Below are 14,522 nucleotides of genomic sequence, written 5' to 3'. Positions count from 1 at the left end.
GCACGACACCGGATATCAGGGTTATCGCCGGCAGGGTTATCGCCGGGTTGATGAATGGCGCGCGCGGGCCTAAGCGCACGCGCATGAAAGGTGCGTGTCGCGCCGCTGCCACGAAAGCCCCGTCCATGGAAAACCCCGTCACCGTCCGCCGCGCCCTGCTGTCCGTTTCGGACAAGACCGGGCTGGTCGATCTGGGTAAGGCACTGGCCGCCCGCAATGTCGAGCTAGTCTCGACCGGCGGCACCGCCAAAGCGCTGCGCGAGGCGGGGCTTGAGGTCAGGGACATCTCCGACCTTACCGGCTTTCCCGAGATGATGGATGGGCGGGTCAAGACGCTGCATCCCAAGGTCCACGGCGGGCTGCTGGCGGTGCGCGACGATCCGGCCCATGCAAAGGCGATGTACGAACACGGGATCGGCGCGATCGATTTGGTCGTCGTCAATCTCTATCCCTTTGCCGAGACGGTGGCCAAGGGGTCGGACCGCGACGAGATCATCGAGAATATCGACATCGGCGGCCCGTCGATGGTGCGCTCGGCCGCGAAAAACCATGCCTATGTCTCGATCGTGACCGATCCGGCCGATTACGGCGCGCTGATTACCGAGCTGGATGCAGGCGTCGGGGCCACGGGCTATGGCTTTCGCAAGATGCTGGCGGCCAAGGCCTATGCCGCGACCGCCGCTTACGATTCGGCGATCAGCCAATGGTTCGCCCATGCCGACCAGCAGCTGAAGTTCCCGCCGCGCCGGACGATGGCGTCGAAGCTGGTCACCACCCTGCGCTATGGCGAAAACCCGCATCAGCAGGCCGCTCTCTACGTGCCCGAGGGGCCGCATGCGGTAGGCCTGCCGCAGGCCGAGCAGATCCAGGGCAAGGAGCTGTCGTACAACAATTACAATGACGCGAATGCCGCGCTGGAACTGGTGGCCGAGTTCGCCGACGGCCCGCCGACCGTGGTGATCGTGAAGCATGCCAATCCCTGCGGCGTGGCGGTCGGCGAAACGCTGGCCGAGGCGTGGGACAAGGCGCTGGCCTGCGATTCGGTGTCGGCGTTCGGCGGCATCGTCGCGGTGAACCGCCCGCTCGACGGTGCGACGGCGGAAAAGATCGCGCAGATCTTTACCGAGGTCGTCGTCGCCCCCGGCGCGGACGAGGCGGCGCGCACCATCTTCGCGCGCAAGAAGAACCTTAGACTGCTGATCGTGCCCGCGCTGCCCGATCCGCGCCGCCGGGGCGTCAGCCAGGTGGTGATCGCGGGCGGACTGCTGGTGCAGGACCGCGATTTCGCCCATGTCGATCCGCAGCAGCTGAAGGTCGTCACAAAGCGCGAGCCGACCGACCGCGAGCTGAAGGACTGCCTGTTCGCCTGGACCGTCGCGCGCCATGTGAAGTCGAACGCCATCGTCTATGTGAAGGATGGCCAGACCGCAGGCATCGGCGCGGGCCAGATGAACCGCCGCGATTCGGCGCGCATCGCCGCGGTTAAGGCGAAGGAAGCCGCCGACACCTATGGCTGGAACGAGCCCATGACGGCCGGCAGCGCGGTTGCATCGGACGCGTTCTTCCCCTTTGCCGACGGCCTGCTTTCGGCAGCCGAGGCGGGCGCGACCGCGGTGATCCAGCCCGGCGGTTCGATTCGCGACGACGAGGTGATCGCCGCCGCTGACAAGGCCGGGCTTGCCATGGTGTTCACCGGGATGCGTCATTTCCGCCATTGATCGGGCGGATCACGCGGTCGGTCGATTGGAAGATGAACGGCGCACGACGGGGGCGTTCACGCTTCTTTCAGTGGGCTGCGCGTATAAGCGGTAACCATATCCCGACCGAGAAACCTTAAGCAGACGAAAGCAGCGCCATGAAGATCCTTGCAGCCATCCTGCGTGACCGGGCCATGATCCGGAACCTGTCCATTGGCTTTGCCATCGGCGCGGGCGGTCTGTTTGCTGCAACCGGTTTCCCTGTCGCGACGCAGGCCATCGCCGCCGCTTTCGTATAAGGAACCCGGATTGAACACACGCGCACCTCTTCTTGCGATTGGCGCTGCCCTGCTGGCAGCAAGCCAGGTCCCCGCCCTTGCCGAGGAACCGGTCCGTACGCCGGTTGCCGAACTGCAGGTGAAGGAAACCGGCGACACCCGCACCGCAATCTTTGCCGGCGGCTGTTTCTGGGGCGTGGAAGCGGTGTTCAGCCATGTCGACGGGGTGAAGAGCGCGGTCGCGGGCTATCACGGCGGCAGCAAGGCGGACGCCGATTATAAGAAGGTCAGCGCGGGCGCGACCGATCATGCCGAAGCGGTGCGCATTACCTATGACCCCGCAAAGGTTCGGTATGACGAGCTGCTGCGCATCTATTTCGCCGTCGTCGCCGACCCCACCCAGCTTAACCGCCAGGGTCCGGATAGCGGCCGCCATTATCGCAGCGCCATCGTGCCGACGACCCCCGCGCAGGCACGCGTCGCGCGCGCCTATATCGCGCAGCTGGACAAGGCGGATTTGTGGGCCAAGCCCATCGTCACCAGGATCGAGGCGCAGAAGGCCTTTTATCCGGCGGAAACCTACCACCAGGATTTCGCGCTGAAGAACCCGCGCCATCCCTATATCATGCGCTGGGACGCGCCCAAGGTGCGCGCGCTTCAGGCGCTGTTCCCGCAGGATTACCGGGCATCGTTCCAGCGCGGATGAACGCCGCACGCTTGCCATGCGGCGCGGCGGATCATATCCCGGTACGCATCCATGGCTGACCATATCCACACGATCGACGACCATGCGGGTCACGACCACGAGGAGCACTCGGGCCAGTCGCTGCTGCGCGCCGCGCGCGCGGCGCTGACCGATGCGGGCGAGCAATGGACCGACATGCGCAGCGCGGTATTCGGCCAGCTGATGAAAAGCGCCGCGCCGGTATCCGCCTATGACATTGCCGAGGACCTGACGCGCGAACGTGAAAAGCGGGTCGCGCCCAACAGCGTCTATCGCATCCTAGACCTGTTCGTGCGGACCAATCTGGCGAACCGGATCGAGAGCGCGAACGCCTATCTGGTCAATCGCCATCCCGGCTGCCGCCACGACTGCATCTTCGTGATCTGCGACCAGTGCGGCCGGGCGGAGCATATCGACGACGACCGGTTGACCGACGGATTGCGCAATGCCGCGGGATCCGCCGGTTTCGGCGATCTGCGCACGGTGGTGGAACTGCGCGGCGTCTGCTCCGATTGCGCGGCGCGGCACCCAGCCTAGCCGATCACCCGCCAGACCAGCACGTTGCGGTCGCCCTCATGCGTGATCGGCATCAGCCAGTCGGGCGCGGTGCCCTCTGCCAGATTATCCGCGAAGCTGCTGCCGTTTATCTGGCGGTAGAACTGCACCTCGGCCTGACCGGGGCACATCATCACGAAGCCGATGCGCCGTCGAGCCAGGATCTGGTGCGCGGCCTCGTCGCTGCCCGAAAAGGCACGGATCGTGTCGCCGATTCCCTTGTGCGCGCGGTGATGCGCGGTCGCGACCACCCTGTGCGGGCTGTCGAGCAGGATGGACGGACCCATGTCGATCGGCGCCAGTATATCGGCGGGCTCTTCGCCCAGTGCCGCAAGCGCGCCGCGCACGTCGCAGCTTTCCGCAGCGCTGGGCGGCGCGCTCGCATGACTGGGCGCGGCCTGCATCAGCAGGGTCAGCGGCATGGCGGGCAGAAGCGACGCGACCATGCCCGCGACCGCCATCGCCTGTTTGCCGGGACGGTTCAGCTTGCGCAGCTGCCGCAGCCATTGCTTCATCTGGATGCCGATGGGCACCGCGGCCAGCGCCGCCACCAAACCGCTTGAGCGTGGCAGCAGCACCGCCATCGCCAGTGCCGCCAGCAGCAGGGCGGTGTATTCCAGGTACCAGCGGTGCAGCCATGCCGAACTGCGCGCGGCGAGCCGCAGCGAAACCACGATGGCGACCAGCGCGGGGATCAGGATCTGCGCGGCCAGATGGGCGGGATGATGCCACAGCGGCTGGCTCTCGATCACATTGGCAAGCCAGATGTCGCGGGCCATCGGGTCCATGCCCGCAAAGCTGCCGCCCGCGCATTGCGGCGCGATCTGCAGCAGCACGACCACCCCCGTGACCGCGCAGGTGCCCAGGACCAGCAGCGTGAACAGCAAGGGGCGCGGCGTCTCGGTCCGGGCAAGGCCCGTCGCGCCGATCGCCGCGATGGCCAGCGCCGCGATATGCGCGGGCGCCACCGCGTCGCACATCGGCATTCCCGCGGTCAGACCCCGCGTCAGCAGGAACAGCAGCGCCGAACCCGCCGCCAGCGCCTGCATCATCGATGTCAGCCACAGCCGGTCGCCCCAGCAGCGCAGCCAGCGCACCAGCAGGATCGCGCCGAAGCCCAGCACCATCGGCAGAGCTTCCATCGAGATGTTGAGCCACAGCGCCAGTGCGCCGCCCAGGATCCACCCGCCGCGCCGGGCATCGCGCGCCATCAGCGCATTGACCGCCAGCATGAACAGCACGATCTGCCAGCCGTGGTGATCGATCCGCATCGGCCGCATCTGGTGCAGCAGCGGCGCGGCGATGGCGGCGGACAGGCAGGCGAGGCCGGTGGCTTCCTCGTCGCCGATCTTCCAAGCGATGCGCCCGATCAGCAGCACCGCCAGCCACAGGGTCGCCAGCGGGACGACTACCGCCGCGACATGCTCGGCAGCGGGCTGGCCGAATATCGGCGCGAGCACGAGGATGACCACCGCCAGCGGTACATCGACCAGCCGCGACCAGTGCATTCCGGATCCATAGGGCGCGTCGATGCGATATTGCGACACGTCGAACCAGCTCTGCCCCGCCAGCCAGTCGCGCACCTGCAGCAGGCGCATGATGTCGTCGCCTTCGTTGAACTGGCGGCCCAGGATCGCGGGCAGGCCGGCGATCAGCAGGACGGCCACCATCAGCAGCCACGCAAGCGAGGCCCGGATCACCAGATCCGTATCCATCACCGGGCGGCGGCGTTCCCCGATCACTGCGCGGCGACCTTTCGCTCGCCCGCATTGCGCGGGGCGAAGACGAAGCGGGCGCGCAGCAGGAAGGTGACGATGAAGCTGGCGGCAATGGCCGCGATCTTGGCCAGCCGCGGGTCGAGGCCGGATGCGACGCCTGCACTGACGATCAGCCATGTCAGCGCCAGCCCGACCAGCGCGGACAGCGCGAACAGCCCCATCTGTGCCGAGCGTTCGCGGCCCGGCTGCGCGACGCGGCCGGCAAAGACGAAATGGCTCGACGCCAGCCAGTGCACCGCGATGCCCAGCGCATAGCCGACCACGGCGGCGAGGGGGGCCGACATGCCCGCCCCGATCAACAGCAGATAGCTGCCCATGTCGAAGCCGAGCGCGAGCGCGCTGGCCGCGCCATAGGCGACGAAGCGCCGGGCTTCGTCCCGAAAATTCATGCGGCGTCGCGCCCCCGCATCGGCGCGGAGGTTGTTTCCGCACGAACGCTTACAGGCATCGGCACCGCGCGCATCGACGACAGGGCGGCGGCGCGATCGGCGGCATCGCCGGCATGCTGCGGGAAGGCGGGCTGCTCGCCCTCGCTTCCGGCCTCGTGATACTCGGCGTCCTCGTTCACGCACCAGGTGTCATAGACCCGCTGGCCTGCCAGGATATTCTCGACCGTCAGCATGGCGGTCATCATCGCATGGTCCTGGTTGTTGTAGCGGTGCATGCCGTTGCGGCCGACCAGGTGCAGCGTGGGGTGCTTGTCCTCCAGCTCCTCGCGCATGACGGCGACGCGCTGCGCGTAATCCTCGTCATAGACCGGATAGGCTTTTTCCTGCCGCACCACCGTGCCGCCGATCACGTCTTCGGGGCGCGCAAGGCCGAGGATCTCCATCTCGCGGGTCGCCAGCGCCACAAGGTCATCGTCCGAGGACGCCCAGAGCCCGTCGCCCTCGAAACAGAAATATTCAAGGCCGACACATGCGACCGAGGCATCGGGCACCATTTCAGGCGACCAGCTGCGGAAGTTCTGGATGCGGCCGACCTGCACCTTGGAATCGTGGATGTAGATCCAGTTGTCGGGGAACAGGTCATCGCTGCGGATCTTCAGCGCGACGGTCAGAAAGTCGCGGTATTTCAGTCCGCTAGCGTCCAGCACCGCATCGGGAACAGGCGAAAGCCGCGCCGCCAGCTCGCGCATGGGGGCCGAGCTGATCGCGTGGCGCGCGCGGATGATCCGCTCCTCGCCATCGGCGGTCACCGCGTCCAGCCGCCAGCCGCCTTCGCCGTCGCTGGCAAGCTGCTTGAGCGCATGGCCCATCAGCACGCTGTTGCCGCCCGCGACCACGTGGTCGCGCGCCGCATCCCACATCATGCCGGGGCCAAGCCGCGGATAGCGAAATTCTTCCAGCAGGGTCTTGGCTTGCATGCCGTTGTTGGGTCTCTTGTTAAGGCCGAGCGAACGCTTCAGCCCATCGACCACTGCGCCCCACAGCGATAGCCCCTTGATCCGCTGCGCAGCCCAATCGGCGCTCATCTCGTCGCAAGGCATGCCCCACACCTTCTCGGTGTAGGTCTTGAAGAAGATCGAATAGAGCTTCTCGCCGAACTGGTTGATGGTCCAGTCCTCGAAGCTTTTCACCTGCTTGCGCGGGAACATCTGCACCCTGGCAAAGCTCGCCATGCACATGGCCGAGCGCCACAGTCCCAGATTGCGCAGCGCCTCGAACGCGCGCAGCGGATAGGAATAGAACTTGCCCTCGTAATAGATGCGGCTCATCCGCGGGCGGCTGATGAAGTCGTCGGGCAGGATCTCGTTCCACAAATCCACCACGGCCCTGGACTTCGAAAAGAACCGGTGGCCGCCGATGTCGAAGCGGTATCCCTCGTGCTCGACCGTGCGGCTGATGCCGCCGACATAGGTCTCGTCCTTCTCGATGATGGCGACGGACTTGCCCGCCTTGGTCAGCAGATAGCCTGCCGTCAGCCCCGCGGGGCCGGCGCCGATGATGACGACATCGACGGTCAGATCCTGCGGGTTCGCCGCCTGGCGCGGATCGGCCGAAGTCTGCAAGAAAGCCATTTTACCCCCGTCTCACCCCTGTCGCCAAAGCCGCCGCCCCGCCGGTGCAGGATGGTGTCTCCGGTCGCTGGACAAAGGCTGACGGAAAATGGCTAAGGGCTCGTTAACGCGGCGGGAAAGGCGGCCGATTATCGTTAACGCCGCATCGCCGCGCGCGCTTTGCCGACGCGATCAGCCATTCACGACGCGCTTTTGCATGGTCACCGGACGCACCACTTCCTGCCGGGGATGCTGCCTGCGCCACACGCGCGAGATCGCCTGAAGGCTGCCAGCCATGTGGGCGATCTCCTCGAACCGGAAGGTCTCGAGGAAGGCCAGCCCGTAATGCGGCTGCTCGCGCCAGCGGACCACCGCATAGACTTCGCCCAGCGAAGGCACGGCGATTCGCAGCTGCTGGTCGATCGCCAGCGGATGGTCGCAGGAAATCCGCGCACCCTGATGCGAGATGTCCTCGATCCTGATCTCATGCCTTGTGCCCAGCACGGTGACCGATGAAGGCAGGTCGACGCCGATGCGGATCGCGCGCTTGCGGAAGGGTCCCTTCTCGCCCACCAGGGCGCGCAGGTCGGCGAATTGCGGAAAGCGCAGCCCGGCATGCCCGTCGCGCTGCCAGACCAGCTCGACCGGGTGGCGGTCGCCGTCCCCGAATTCCAGCATCATCTCGCGGCTGCCCATCGGGATCGCGTCATAGATGCGCACGCGCAGCGCGCTGTTCGAGATGTCGCGCAATACGCAGGGCATCTCGGTATCGTCGTACATCAGCTTGGCGGTTCGAATGATGGGAAAGCGCTCTTCCCTGCGCCGCTCTGCATAGGCGGCGATCGTCTCGCCGAACATTCCGTGTTGACCCAGATCACTCACGACAGTTCCCCTGTTTGCCACCTGTCGAGCATGAATCTCTTGATCGCACGCTCTTCCACCCATCCGGTTTACAAGGGGAATGGTTAAGAGACCGTTCGCCAATCTGCGGAAAAATACAAAGATTCCGGCAGGATAATCTTTACCATGCGATGCGGCGGGGAAGCGGTTGTCGGGTTCTGGTGCGGACGGTGGGACTCGAACCCACACGATCGAGGATCAGGGGATTTTAAGTCCCCGGCGTCTACCATTCCGCCACGCCCGCATCGCCTGTGCGGCGGCAAGGCCCTTGCGCCGCGCGCCATGCCCTAGGCAAAGCGCGGGCGGCGCGCAACGCCCGTCGAAAGACGCGATGCCGCATCCGGCGCGAATATCGCCGGACATTGCGCGATCAGCCGTTTAGCCGCTCGCGCATTTCCTTGCCTGCCTTGAAATAGGGGACGCGCTTGCCCGGAACCTCGACCGTTTCGCCGGTGCGCGGATTACGGCCCGCGCGCGCCGCGCGCTCCCGCGTCGAAAATGCGCCGAAACCGCGCAGTTCCACCCGGCCGCCCTGTGCCAGCCGTTCGGTGATCGCGTCGAAGAACGTACTGACCACGGCCTCCACATCTTCGGGACGAAGCTCGGGATTTTCCCGTGCCAGGGTCTGGATGAGTTCGGATCTGATCATTCGCGTGCACCCCGCTTGCCGTGGCTGCGACCCCGTTGGCATCCGTCTATCGACCCCCCGGTCTGGCCGGGCCCCTCGCAGTCCAGATTAGATGCAACGAACGGAATTCGTGGATAATGCCATTCGCAGGCGCAACATACAAGGGTATTAGCCGGGGCATGGCGGCCGTGAAACATGCCCAAAAGGGTAGGCTGTCGCCGGAAAAAGGCTAGGTCGCGCCGGTCGGCAGGCGGGCCGGGTCCAGTTCCAGCAGCACCATCCGTTCGCGGATCGCAGGCCAGTCCTCGGCCAGGAACTGGGTGCGCTCGGCCCTCAGCAGCCGGTCGCGCGCGCCGTCCAGCAGCTCGACCCCGACGCCGCGGCGCACTGCGATCAGCCCGTCGTCCTGGAATTGCTGATAGGCCTTGGCCACCGTCAGCGGGTTCGCCCCGTGCTCTGCGGCAAAGGCCCGCACCGAGGGAAGCAGTTCGCCTTCGCGGAAGGCGCCGGTCAGGATCGCGGCCACGATCTCGTCGCGCAGTTTCAGATAGACGGGGCGCGTGGCCTGGGTTCCGGTGGGGCGCGGCATGGCGTGATAGTGGCATAATACACTGCCGCAGACAAGCGCGGCACCCGCGCCGCTTCGCCCGACAGCGCGGCGTGGCATTGCTGCAACGACACCGGTTTCACCTGCAACAATCGGGCTTTACCCACGGCGGCGATGCTTTAGGGTGCGCGGTTTCGAGCCCGACGCGAAACAAGGAAAGCAAGCTCCCCCGATGGCGACCAGTTACGAGCAGAGCGGCGATGCCCGCGGGACGATCCTCGGCCACCCCAAGGGCCTGTTCATCCTGTTCTTCGCCGAGATGTGGGAGCGTTTTTCCTATTACGGAATGCGCGCCCTGCTCATCTTCTACCTCACCAAGCACTGGCTGTTCTCGGACGGCGAGGCGGGGGTCATCTATGGCGCCTATACCGCGCTGGTCTATATCACGCCGGTGCTGGGCGGCTATCTGGCCGACCGCTGGCTGGGGCAGAGGAAGGCCGTGCTCTATGGCGCGGTGATCCTTACCTTCGGCCACTTCCTGATGGGGTTCGAGGGGACGGGCGGACAGGATGCCGCCTCGCTCAACATATTCTGGCTGGCGCTGGCCTTCATCATCGTGGGATCGGGCTTTCTGAAGGCCAATATCTCGGTGATCGTGGGACAGCTCTACCCGCGCACCGATGCGCGGCGCGATCCGGCCTATACGATCTTCTACATGGGCATCAACCTGGGCGCGTTCCTGGGATCGCTGCTGTGCGGCTATCTGGGCGAGGTCTATGGCTGGTCGTACGGCTTCGGCGCGGCGGGCGTGGGCATGCTGCTGGGCCTGGTCGTGTTCATCATCGGCAAGCCTTATCTGATGGGCCGGGGCGAGCCGCCTAAGGCGCTGTCGCGGGCCGTCGAGTTCGCGCTGTACGGCGTCGGCCTCGGCGCGGTCGTGGTATGCTGGTGGATGGTGCAGAACCAGGACGTGGTCGGCACGCTGCTGGGCGTGTTCGGCGCGATCCTGGTGCTGGGCGTCGTGCTCTATTCGGTGGTCAAGCTGCCTGCCGAGGACCGCGACCGCATCTTCGCCGCGCTGTTCCTGATCTTCGTGTCGATCGTGTTCTGGGCCTTGTTCGAACAGGCGGGCAATTCGCTGAACCTGTTCACCGACCGCCATGTCGACCGGTCGCTGTTCGGCTGGCAGGTCCCCGCATCGATGTTCCAGTCGCTGAACGCGGCCTATATCTTCCTGCTCGCCCCGTTCTTCGCATGGGGCTGGACGATCCTGGGCCGCAAGGGAAAGGAGCCTTCGGCGCCGTTCAAGTTCGGCCTTGGCGTGATCCAGGTCGGCCTCGGCTTCCTCGTCCTTGTCTGGGGCGCGAATGCCGCGGGCGTCAGCGCGGTGCCGGTCGCCTTCATCTTCCTCATCTACCTGCTCCACACCACGGGTGAGCTGTGCCTGTCGCCGGTCGGCCTGTCGTCGATGAACCGGCTTGCGCCCGCGCACATGGCCTCGCTGATCATGGGGACCTGGTTCTTCGCATCGGCCACCGGCAATTTCGCGGCAGGCCTGATCTCAAGCGCGGCTGGCGGCGAGGGGCTGGAAGGCGAGGAAGCCGGGCGCGAACTGGTGCTGTCGGTCTATTCCACCGTCGGCTGGTACGCCATCGCCATAGGCGGCGCGGTGCTGCTGCTGTCGCCGCTGGTGAAGAAGCTGATGCATCTCGACACGCTGCAGGACGACAATGTCGGCGACGACCTGCTGGGCCAGAAGGAAGTCGGCGAACCGCAGGCCGCGGGCATGCATCCGGAAACGAGGGGCTAGCCAAGGCCCCTCGCGGCTGCCACGATCCGCGCCTTGCAGCAAGGACAGGCAGCGCACATGGATCTACGGCTCTCCTTCCTGCTCTCGGCGGCGATCGTCTTCGTGGGCTCCCACGTGATCCTCAGCCAGTCGCTGCGCAGGCCGCTGGTCGGCCTGCTGGGGCAGGCGGGCTTCATGGCGGTCTATTCGATCGTCGCGGTGGTCACGCTGGGCTGGGCGGTCTTCGCCTTTGGCGCGGCGCCGCGCGGTCCCTATGCGTGGGAGCCGTATTCGCTGTGGGCATGGATCGCCGCCATGGCGCTGACCTATCTCGCGCTGCTGCTGTTCATCGGCAGCCTGTCGGGCAATCCCGCCGCGCCTTCGCCCAGGGCCGCCGAGCTGGCCGCCAGCAAGCAGCCGGCGGGCGTGTTCGCGGTCACGCGCCATCCGATGATGTGGGGCATCGCGATCTGGGCCTTCTCGCACATATTGCTGGTCCCCGAACCGCGCACCCTGTTCCTGCTGGGCGCGCTGATCGTGCTGGCGCTGGGCGGATCGGCGATGCAGGACCACAAGAAGCAGCAGCAACTGGGCGAAGCCTGGACCGGCTGGCAGGCCCGGACGAGCTATCTGCCGCGTCTGTCCGGCTTTGCCAGCGTACCCCCGGTCAAATGGCTTATCGCGCTGGCGCTGTGGCTGGCGATCAACTGGCTGCACCTGCCGCTGGGCGGCGTGGCGGCAGGCCTGTGGCGCTGGGTGGGCTAGGGGGATCGGCCAGGGGGCGGATCGGCCCGGGTGTGTCGGCTAGGGCTGGCCCGCTTCGTTGTGTAGCCAGCGGCGGATCGCCCGGCCCGATTCGGGCAGATAGGCCAGTTCGTGCCCGGCCTGGTCGAACGTCACCAGCGTGAAGCGATCCGACAAATTCGCCAACGCGCCCGCGTGATCGATCGAGATCAGGGAATCGCGAACCCCATGCAGGATCAGCGCTGTCCCGCCATAGTCCTCCATCATGGCGCGATTGTCATAGCGGTCCGCGATCAATTGCCGCACCGGCAGGAAGCGAAACCGCGCGCTCGCCGCATCGGGCAGGCTGGTGAAAGGCGACACCAGCACCAGCCGGTCCAGCCCGTGCGTCACCGCCATGCGAGTCGCCACGCCCGAACCCAGCGAATTGCCTATGGGCACGATGCGCTGGTCCGCGATGCCCCGATCGCGCAGCCAGGCGATGGCGGCATCGCCGTCGCGGTACAGGCCGTCCTCGGAAGGTGTGCCGGGATTGCCGGAATAGCCGCGATATTCGGAAAGCAGCACGCCGAACCCTGCGCGCGCCAGCGGTGCCATGGCCTGCGCCGCGCCCGACCAGCGGTCGCCATTGCCATGGAAGAAGACGGCGACCGGGCGACCGGGCAGTCCCTGTCGCCACGCCGCATCGATCGTGAGGCCGTCGGATGTCTGCAGCAGGACGCGTTCATACCCGTCCGGGACCGCCTGCCTGCCCGAAGGCGCGGGATAGATCAGCTTGCGCTGTCCCAGCCAGGCGGCAGCCACGACCAGGCCATAGACCAGGACCGCGCCGACGATGAAGCTCAGCACGGTCCGCGCGGCGGTCAAGCCCGCGCTTCCTCCACTCCCGCACTGTTGTGGCGCAGCGCCTTGAGCACCGTGTCGACGATATGGGGCGCATTCAGCCCCGCCGCGTCATATTGCCGTTCGGGCGAATCATGGTCCTGGAACTGGTCGGGCAGTCGCATCGTGCGGATCTTCAGCCCCGCGTCGAGCAGCCCCTCGTCGCTCGCCATGGTCAGCACGTGCGCGCCCAGCCCGCCGATGGCGCCTTCCTCGACCGTGACCACAACTTCGTGGCTGGCGATCAGGCGGCGGATCATGTCCTCGTCCAGCGGCTTGGCGAAACGCAGGTCGGCGACCGTGGTCGACAGCCCCTTGGCTTCCAGCTGGTCGGCGGCCTTCAGCGCCTCTGCCAGGCGCGTGCCCAGCGACAGCACCGCGATCTTGCTACCTTTGCGCACGATGCGGCCCTTGCCGATCTCCAGCCGCTCGGGCTGTTCGGGCATGGGCACGCCCGTGCCCGCACCGCGCGGATAGCGGAACGCGATCGGCCCGCTGTCGTGGCAGGCGGCGGTATAGGTCATATGCGCCAGCTCCGCCTCGTCCGCGGCGGCCATGACCACCATGTTGGGCAGGGTGGTCAGATAGGTTACGTCGAAGCTGCCCGCATGGGTTGCCCCGTCCGCGCCGACCAGGCCCGCACGGTCGATCGCGAAGCGCACCGGCAGGTTCTGGATGGCGACGTCATGCACCACCTGGTCGAACGCGCGTTGCAGGAAGGTCGAATAGATCGCGCAGAACGGCCGCATGCCCTGTGCCGCAAGCCCCGCCGCGAAGGTGACCGCGTGCTGTTCGGCGATGCCCACATCGAAACTGCGTTCCGGATGCCTTTTGGAGAACTTGTCGACGCCGGTGCCGCCGGGCATGGCGGCGGTGATGGCGCAGATGCGCTCGTCGGTCTCCGCCAGCTTTGCCAGCGTCTCTCCGAACACATTCTGGTAATTGGGCGGTCCACCCTTTGACTTCTTCTGCTCGCCGGTGATCACGTCGAATTTCTGGACGCCGTGATACTTGTCCGCCGATTGCTCGGCAGGACCGTAGCCCTTGCCCTTTTGCGTCACCACGTGGATCAGGCACGGCCCTTCGGCGGCATCGCGCACGTTTTCCAGCACGGGGACCAGCGCATCCAGATCGTGCCCGTCGATGGGGCCGACGTAATAGAAGCCCAGCTCCTCGAACAAGGTGCCGCCCATCGCCATGCCGCGGGCGAATTCATCGGTCTTGCGCGCCGCCACGTGCAGCGGGCGGGGCAGCTTCCGCGCGAACTTGCGCGCAAGCTCGCGCAGGCCAAGGAACTGGCCCGACGTTACCAGCCGCGCCAGATAGCTCGACAGCCCGCCGACCGGCGGTGCGATCGACATGTCGTTGTCGTTCAGGATCACGACCAGCCGGTTGCCCGCCTGTTCGGCATTGTTCATCGCCTCATACGCCATGCCCGCGCTCATCGCGCCGTCGCCGATGACCGCGATGCCCTTGCCAGGCTTGCCCGACAGCTTGTTGGCGACCGCGAAGCCCAGCGCCGCGCTGATCGAGGTGGAGGAATGCGCCGCGCCGAACGGATCGTATTCGCTCTCGCTCCGCTTGGTGAAGCCGGACAGGCCGCCGCCTTGGCGCAGGGTGCGGATGCGACCCCGCCGCCCGGTCAGGATCTTGTGCGGATAGGCCTGGTGCCCGACGTCCCAGACCAGCCGGTCATTGGGCGTATCGAACACGTAATGGATCGCGGTGGTCAGTTCGACCACGCCAAGGCCAGAGCCGAGATGCCCGCCGGTCTGCCCGACGGCATCGATCATCTCGAGCCGAAGTTCGTCCGCCAGCTGGCGCAATTGCGTGGGAGCCAGCCTGCGCAGGTCATCGGGCGTGTCGACCGTGTCCAGCAGCGGCGTGGCGGGTTTGTTGGGGGCCTGTTCGGCAGTCATTTCTATGGTCTAGCCGTGATTTGAGCCGGAGTCGAATAATGCGGGATCGCGCCCATGACAGGCTCGCCGATCCCGCGGGTAA

General features: G+C 66.3%; 14 protein-coding genes and 1 tRNA gene. 6 read left to right on the top strand and 9 right to left on the bottom strand.

The window, feature by feature from the left end; all coding sequences use genetic code 11:
• Positions 1-125: 125 nt before the first annotated feature.
• From purH to A9D14_RS12835, 4 genes are all read left to right on the top strand, one after another.
• Positions 126-1,718, top strand: a complete 1,593-nt coding sequence (gene purH / locus A9D14_RS12845) for a bifunctional phosphoribosylaminoimidazolecarboxamide formyltransferase/IMP cyclohydrolase (protein WP_066847124.1) — start codon at positions 126-128, stop codon at positions 1,716-1,718.
• 137 nt (positions 1,719-1,855) lie between these two features.
• Positions 1,856-1,996, top strand: coding sequence for a hypothetical protein (locus A9D14_RS19570; protein ID WP_157668232.1), 141 nt, complete (start codon positions 1,856-1,858; stop codon positions 1,994-1,996).
• Between the two features lie 10 nt (positions 1,997-2,006).
• Positions 2,007-2,681: a peptide-methionine (S)-S-oxide reductase MsrA gene (gene msrA / locus A9D14_RS12840; RefSeq protein WP_066847122.1), complete on the top strand. Its 675-nt coding sequence runs from the start codon at positions 2,007-2,009 to the stop codon at positions 2,679-2,681.
• 51 nt (positions 2,682-2,732) lie between these two features.
• Positions 2,733-3,236, top strand: a complete 504-nt coding sequence (locus A9D14_RS12835) for a Fur family transcriptional regulator (protein ID WP_066847121.1) — start codon at positions 2,733-2,735, stop codon at positions 3,234-3,236.
• Here A9D14_RS12835 and A9D14_RS12830 read toward each other — a convergent pair.
• The 7 genes from A9D14_RS12830 to A9D14_RS12800 form a co-directional block, all read right to left on the bottom strand.
• A complete protein-coding gene (locus tag A9D14_RS12830) occupies positions 3,233-4,996 on the bottom strand; it encodes a hypothetical protein (RefSeq protein WP_066847119.1) in 1,764 nt (587 codons plus the stop codon). The genes A9D14_RS12835 and A9D14_RS12830 overlap by 4 nt on opposite strands.
• Complete coding sequence (locus A9D14_RS12825; RefSeq protein WP_066847117.1) at positions 4,993-5,421, bottom strand: GtrA family protein; 429 nt, start codon at positions 5,419-5,421, stop codon at positions 4,993-4,995. The genes A9D14_RS12830 and A9D14_RS12825 overlap by 4 nt, the downstream gene beginning before the upstream one ends.
• Complete coding sequence (locus tag A9D14_RS12820; RefSeq protein WP_066847113.1) at positions 5,418-7,052, bottom strand: NAD(P)/FAD-dependent oxidoreductase; 1,635 nt, start codon at positions 7,050-7,052, stop codon at positions 5,418-5,420. The genes A9D14_RS12825 and A9D14_RS12820 overlap by 4 nt, the downstream gene beginning before the upstream one ends.
• 171 nt (positions 7,053-7,223) lie before the next feature.
• Positions 7,224-7,913 carry a PilZ domain-containing protein gene (locus A9D14_RS12815; RefSeq protein WP_198302021.1) on the bottom strand — a complete coding sequence of 230 codons (690 nt, stop codon included), beginning with the start codon at positions 7,911-7,913 and terminating at the stop codon, positions 7,224-7,226.
• A 177-nt stretch (positions 7,914-8,090) separates the two neighbouring features.
• Positions 8,091-8,175: transfer RNA gene (locus A9D14_RS12810), tRNA-Leu, on the bottom strand.
• Between the two features lie 126 nt (positions 8,176-8,301).
• Complete coding sequence (locus A9D14_RS12805) at positions 8,302-8,580, bottom strand: integration host factor subunit beta (RefSeq protein ID WP_066847103.1); 279 nt, start codon at positions 8,578-8,580, stop codon at positions 8,302-8,304.
• Positions 8,581-8,788: 208 nt separating this feature from the next.
• Positions 8,789-9,148, bottom strand: a complete 360-nt coding sequence (locus tag A9D14_RS12800) for a GntR family transcriptional regulator (protein ID WP_066847101.1) — start codon at positions 9,146-9,148, stop codon at positions 8,789-8,791.
• A gap of 190 nt (positions 9,149-9,338) precedes the next feature.
• On the opposite strand from A9D14_RS12800, the gene A9D14_RS12795 reads away from it, so the two are divergent.
• Both A9D14_RS12795 and A9D14_RS12790 read left to right on the top strand, forming a co-directional pair.
• Positions 9,339-10,916: a peptide MFS transporter gene (locus A9D14_RS12795; protein ID WP_066847099.1), complete on the top strand. Its 1,578-nt coding sequence runs from the start codon at positions 9,339-9,341 to the stop codon at positions 10,914-10,916.
• A 57-nt stretch (positions 10,917-10,973) separates the two neighbouring features.
• Positions 10,974-11,660 carry an NnrU family protein gene (locus tag A9D14_RS12790; RefSeq protein ID WP_066847097.1) on the top strand — a complete coding sequence of 229 codons (687 nt, stop codon included), beginning with the start codon at positions 10,974-10,976 and terminating at the stop codon, positions 11,658-11,660.
• Positions 11,661-11,699: 39 nt separating this feature from the next.
• Here A9D14_RS12790 and A9D14_RS12785 read toward each other — a convergent pair whose 3' ends face one another.
• Together A9D14_RS12785 and dxs are read right to left on the bottom strand one after the other, a co-directional pair.
• Positions 11,700-12,506: an alpha/beta hydrolase gene (locus A9D14_RS12785; protein WP_066847089.1), complete on the bottom strand. Its 807-nt coding sequence runs from the start codon at positions 12,504-12,506 to the stop codon at positions 11,700-11,702.
• Entirely contained in the window at positions 12,503-14,440 is a 1,938-nt protein-coding gene (gene dxs / locus A9D14_RS12780) for a 1-deoxy-D-xylulose-5-phosphate synthase (RefSeq protein WP_066847086.1), read from the bottom strand. The genes A9D14_RS12785 and dxs overlap by 4 nt, the downstream gene beginning before the upstream one ends.
• Positions 14,441-14,522 lie beyond the last annotated feature (82 nt).

Source organism: Croceicoccus marinus (assembly GCF_001661675.2).
GTDB lineage: Bacteria > Pseudomonadota > Alphaproteobacteria > Sphingomonadales > Sphingomonadaceae > Croceicoccus > Croceicoccus marinus.
This window is presented reverse-complemented; position numbering and strand designations above follow the sequence as displayed.

Bases quoted from the DNA above. Each gene is read 5' to 3' on its own strand.
- A9D14_RS12790 (WP_066847097.1), top strand. From the start codon at position 10,974: ATGGATCTACGGCTCTCCTTCCTGCTCTCGGCGGCGATCGTCTTCGTG.
- dxs (WP_066847086.1), bottom strand. From the start codon at position 14,440: ATGACTGCCGAACAGGCCCCCAACAAACCCGCCACGCCGCTGCTGGAC.
- A9D14_RS12800 (WP_066847101.1), bottom strand. From the start codon at position 9,148: ATGCCGCGCCCCACCGGAACCCAGGCCACGCGCCCCGTCTATCTGAAA.
- A9D14_RS12825 (WP_066847117.1), bottom strand. From the start codon at position 5,421: ATGAATTTTCGGGACGAAGCCCGGCGCTTCGTCGCCTATGGCGCGGCC.
- purH (WP_066847124.1), top strand. From the start codon at position 126: ATGGAAAACCCCGTCACCGTCCGCCGCGCCCTGCTGTCCGTTTCGGAC.
- A9D14_RS19570 (WP_157668232.1), top strand. From the start codon at position 1,856: ATGAAGATCCTTGCAGCCATCCTGCGTGACCGGGCCATGATCCGGAAC.
- A9D14_RS12820 (WP_066847113.1), bottom strand. From the start codon at position 7,052: ATGGCTTTCTTGCAGACTTCGGCCGATCCGCGCCAGGCGGCGAACCCG.
- A9D14_RS12835 (WP_066847121.1), top strand. From the start codon at position 2,733: ATGGCTGACCATATCCACACGATCGACGACCATGCGGGTCACGACCAC.
- A9D14_RS12805 (WP_066847103.1), bottom strand. From the start codon at position 8,580: ATGATCAGATCCGAACTCATCCAGACCCTGGCACGGGAAAATCCCGAG.
- A9D14_RS12795 (WP_066847099.1), top strand. From the start codon at position 9,339: ATGGCGACCAGTTACGAGCAGAGCGGCGATGCCCGCGGGACGATCCTC.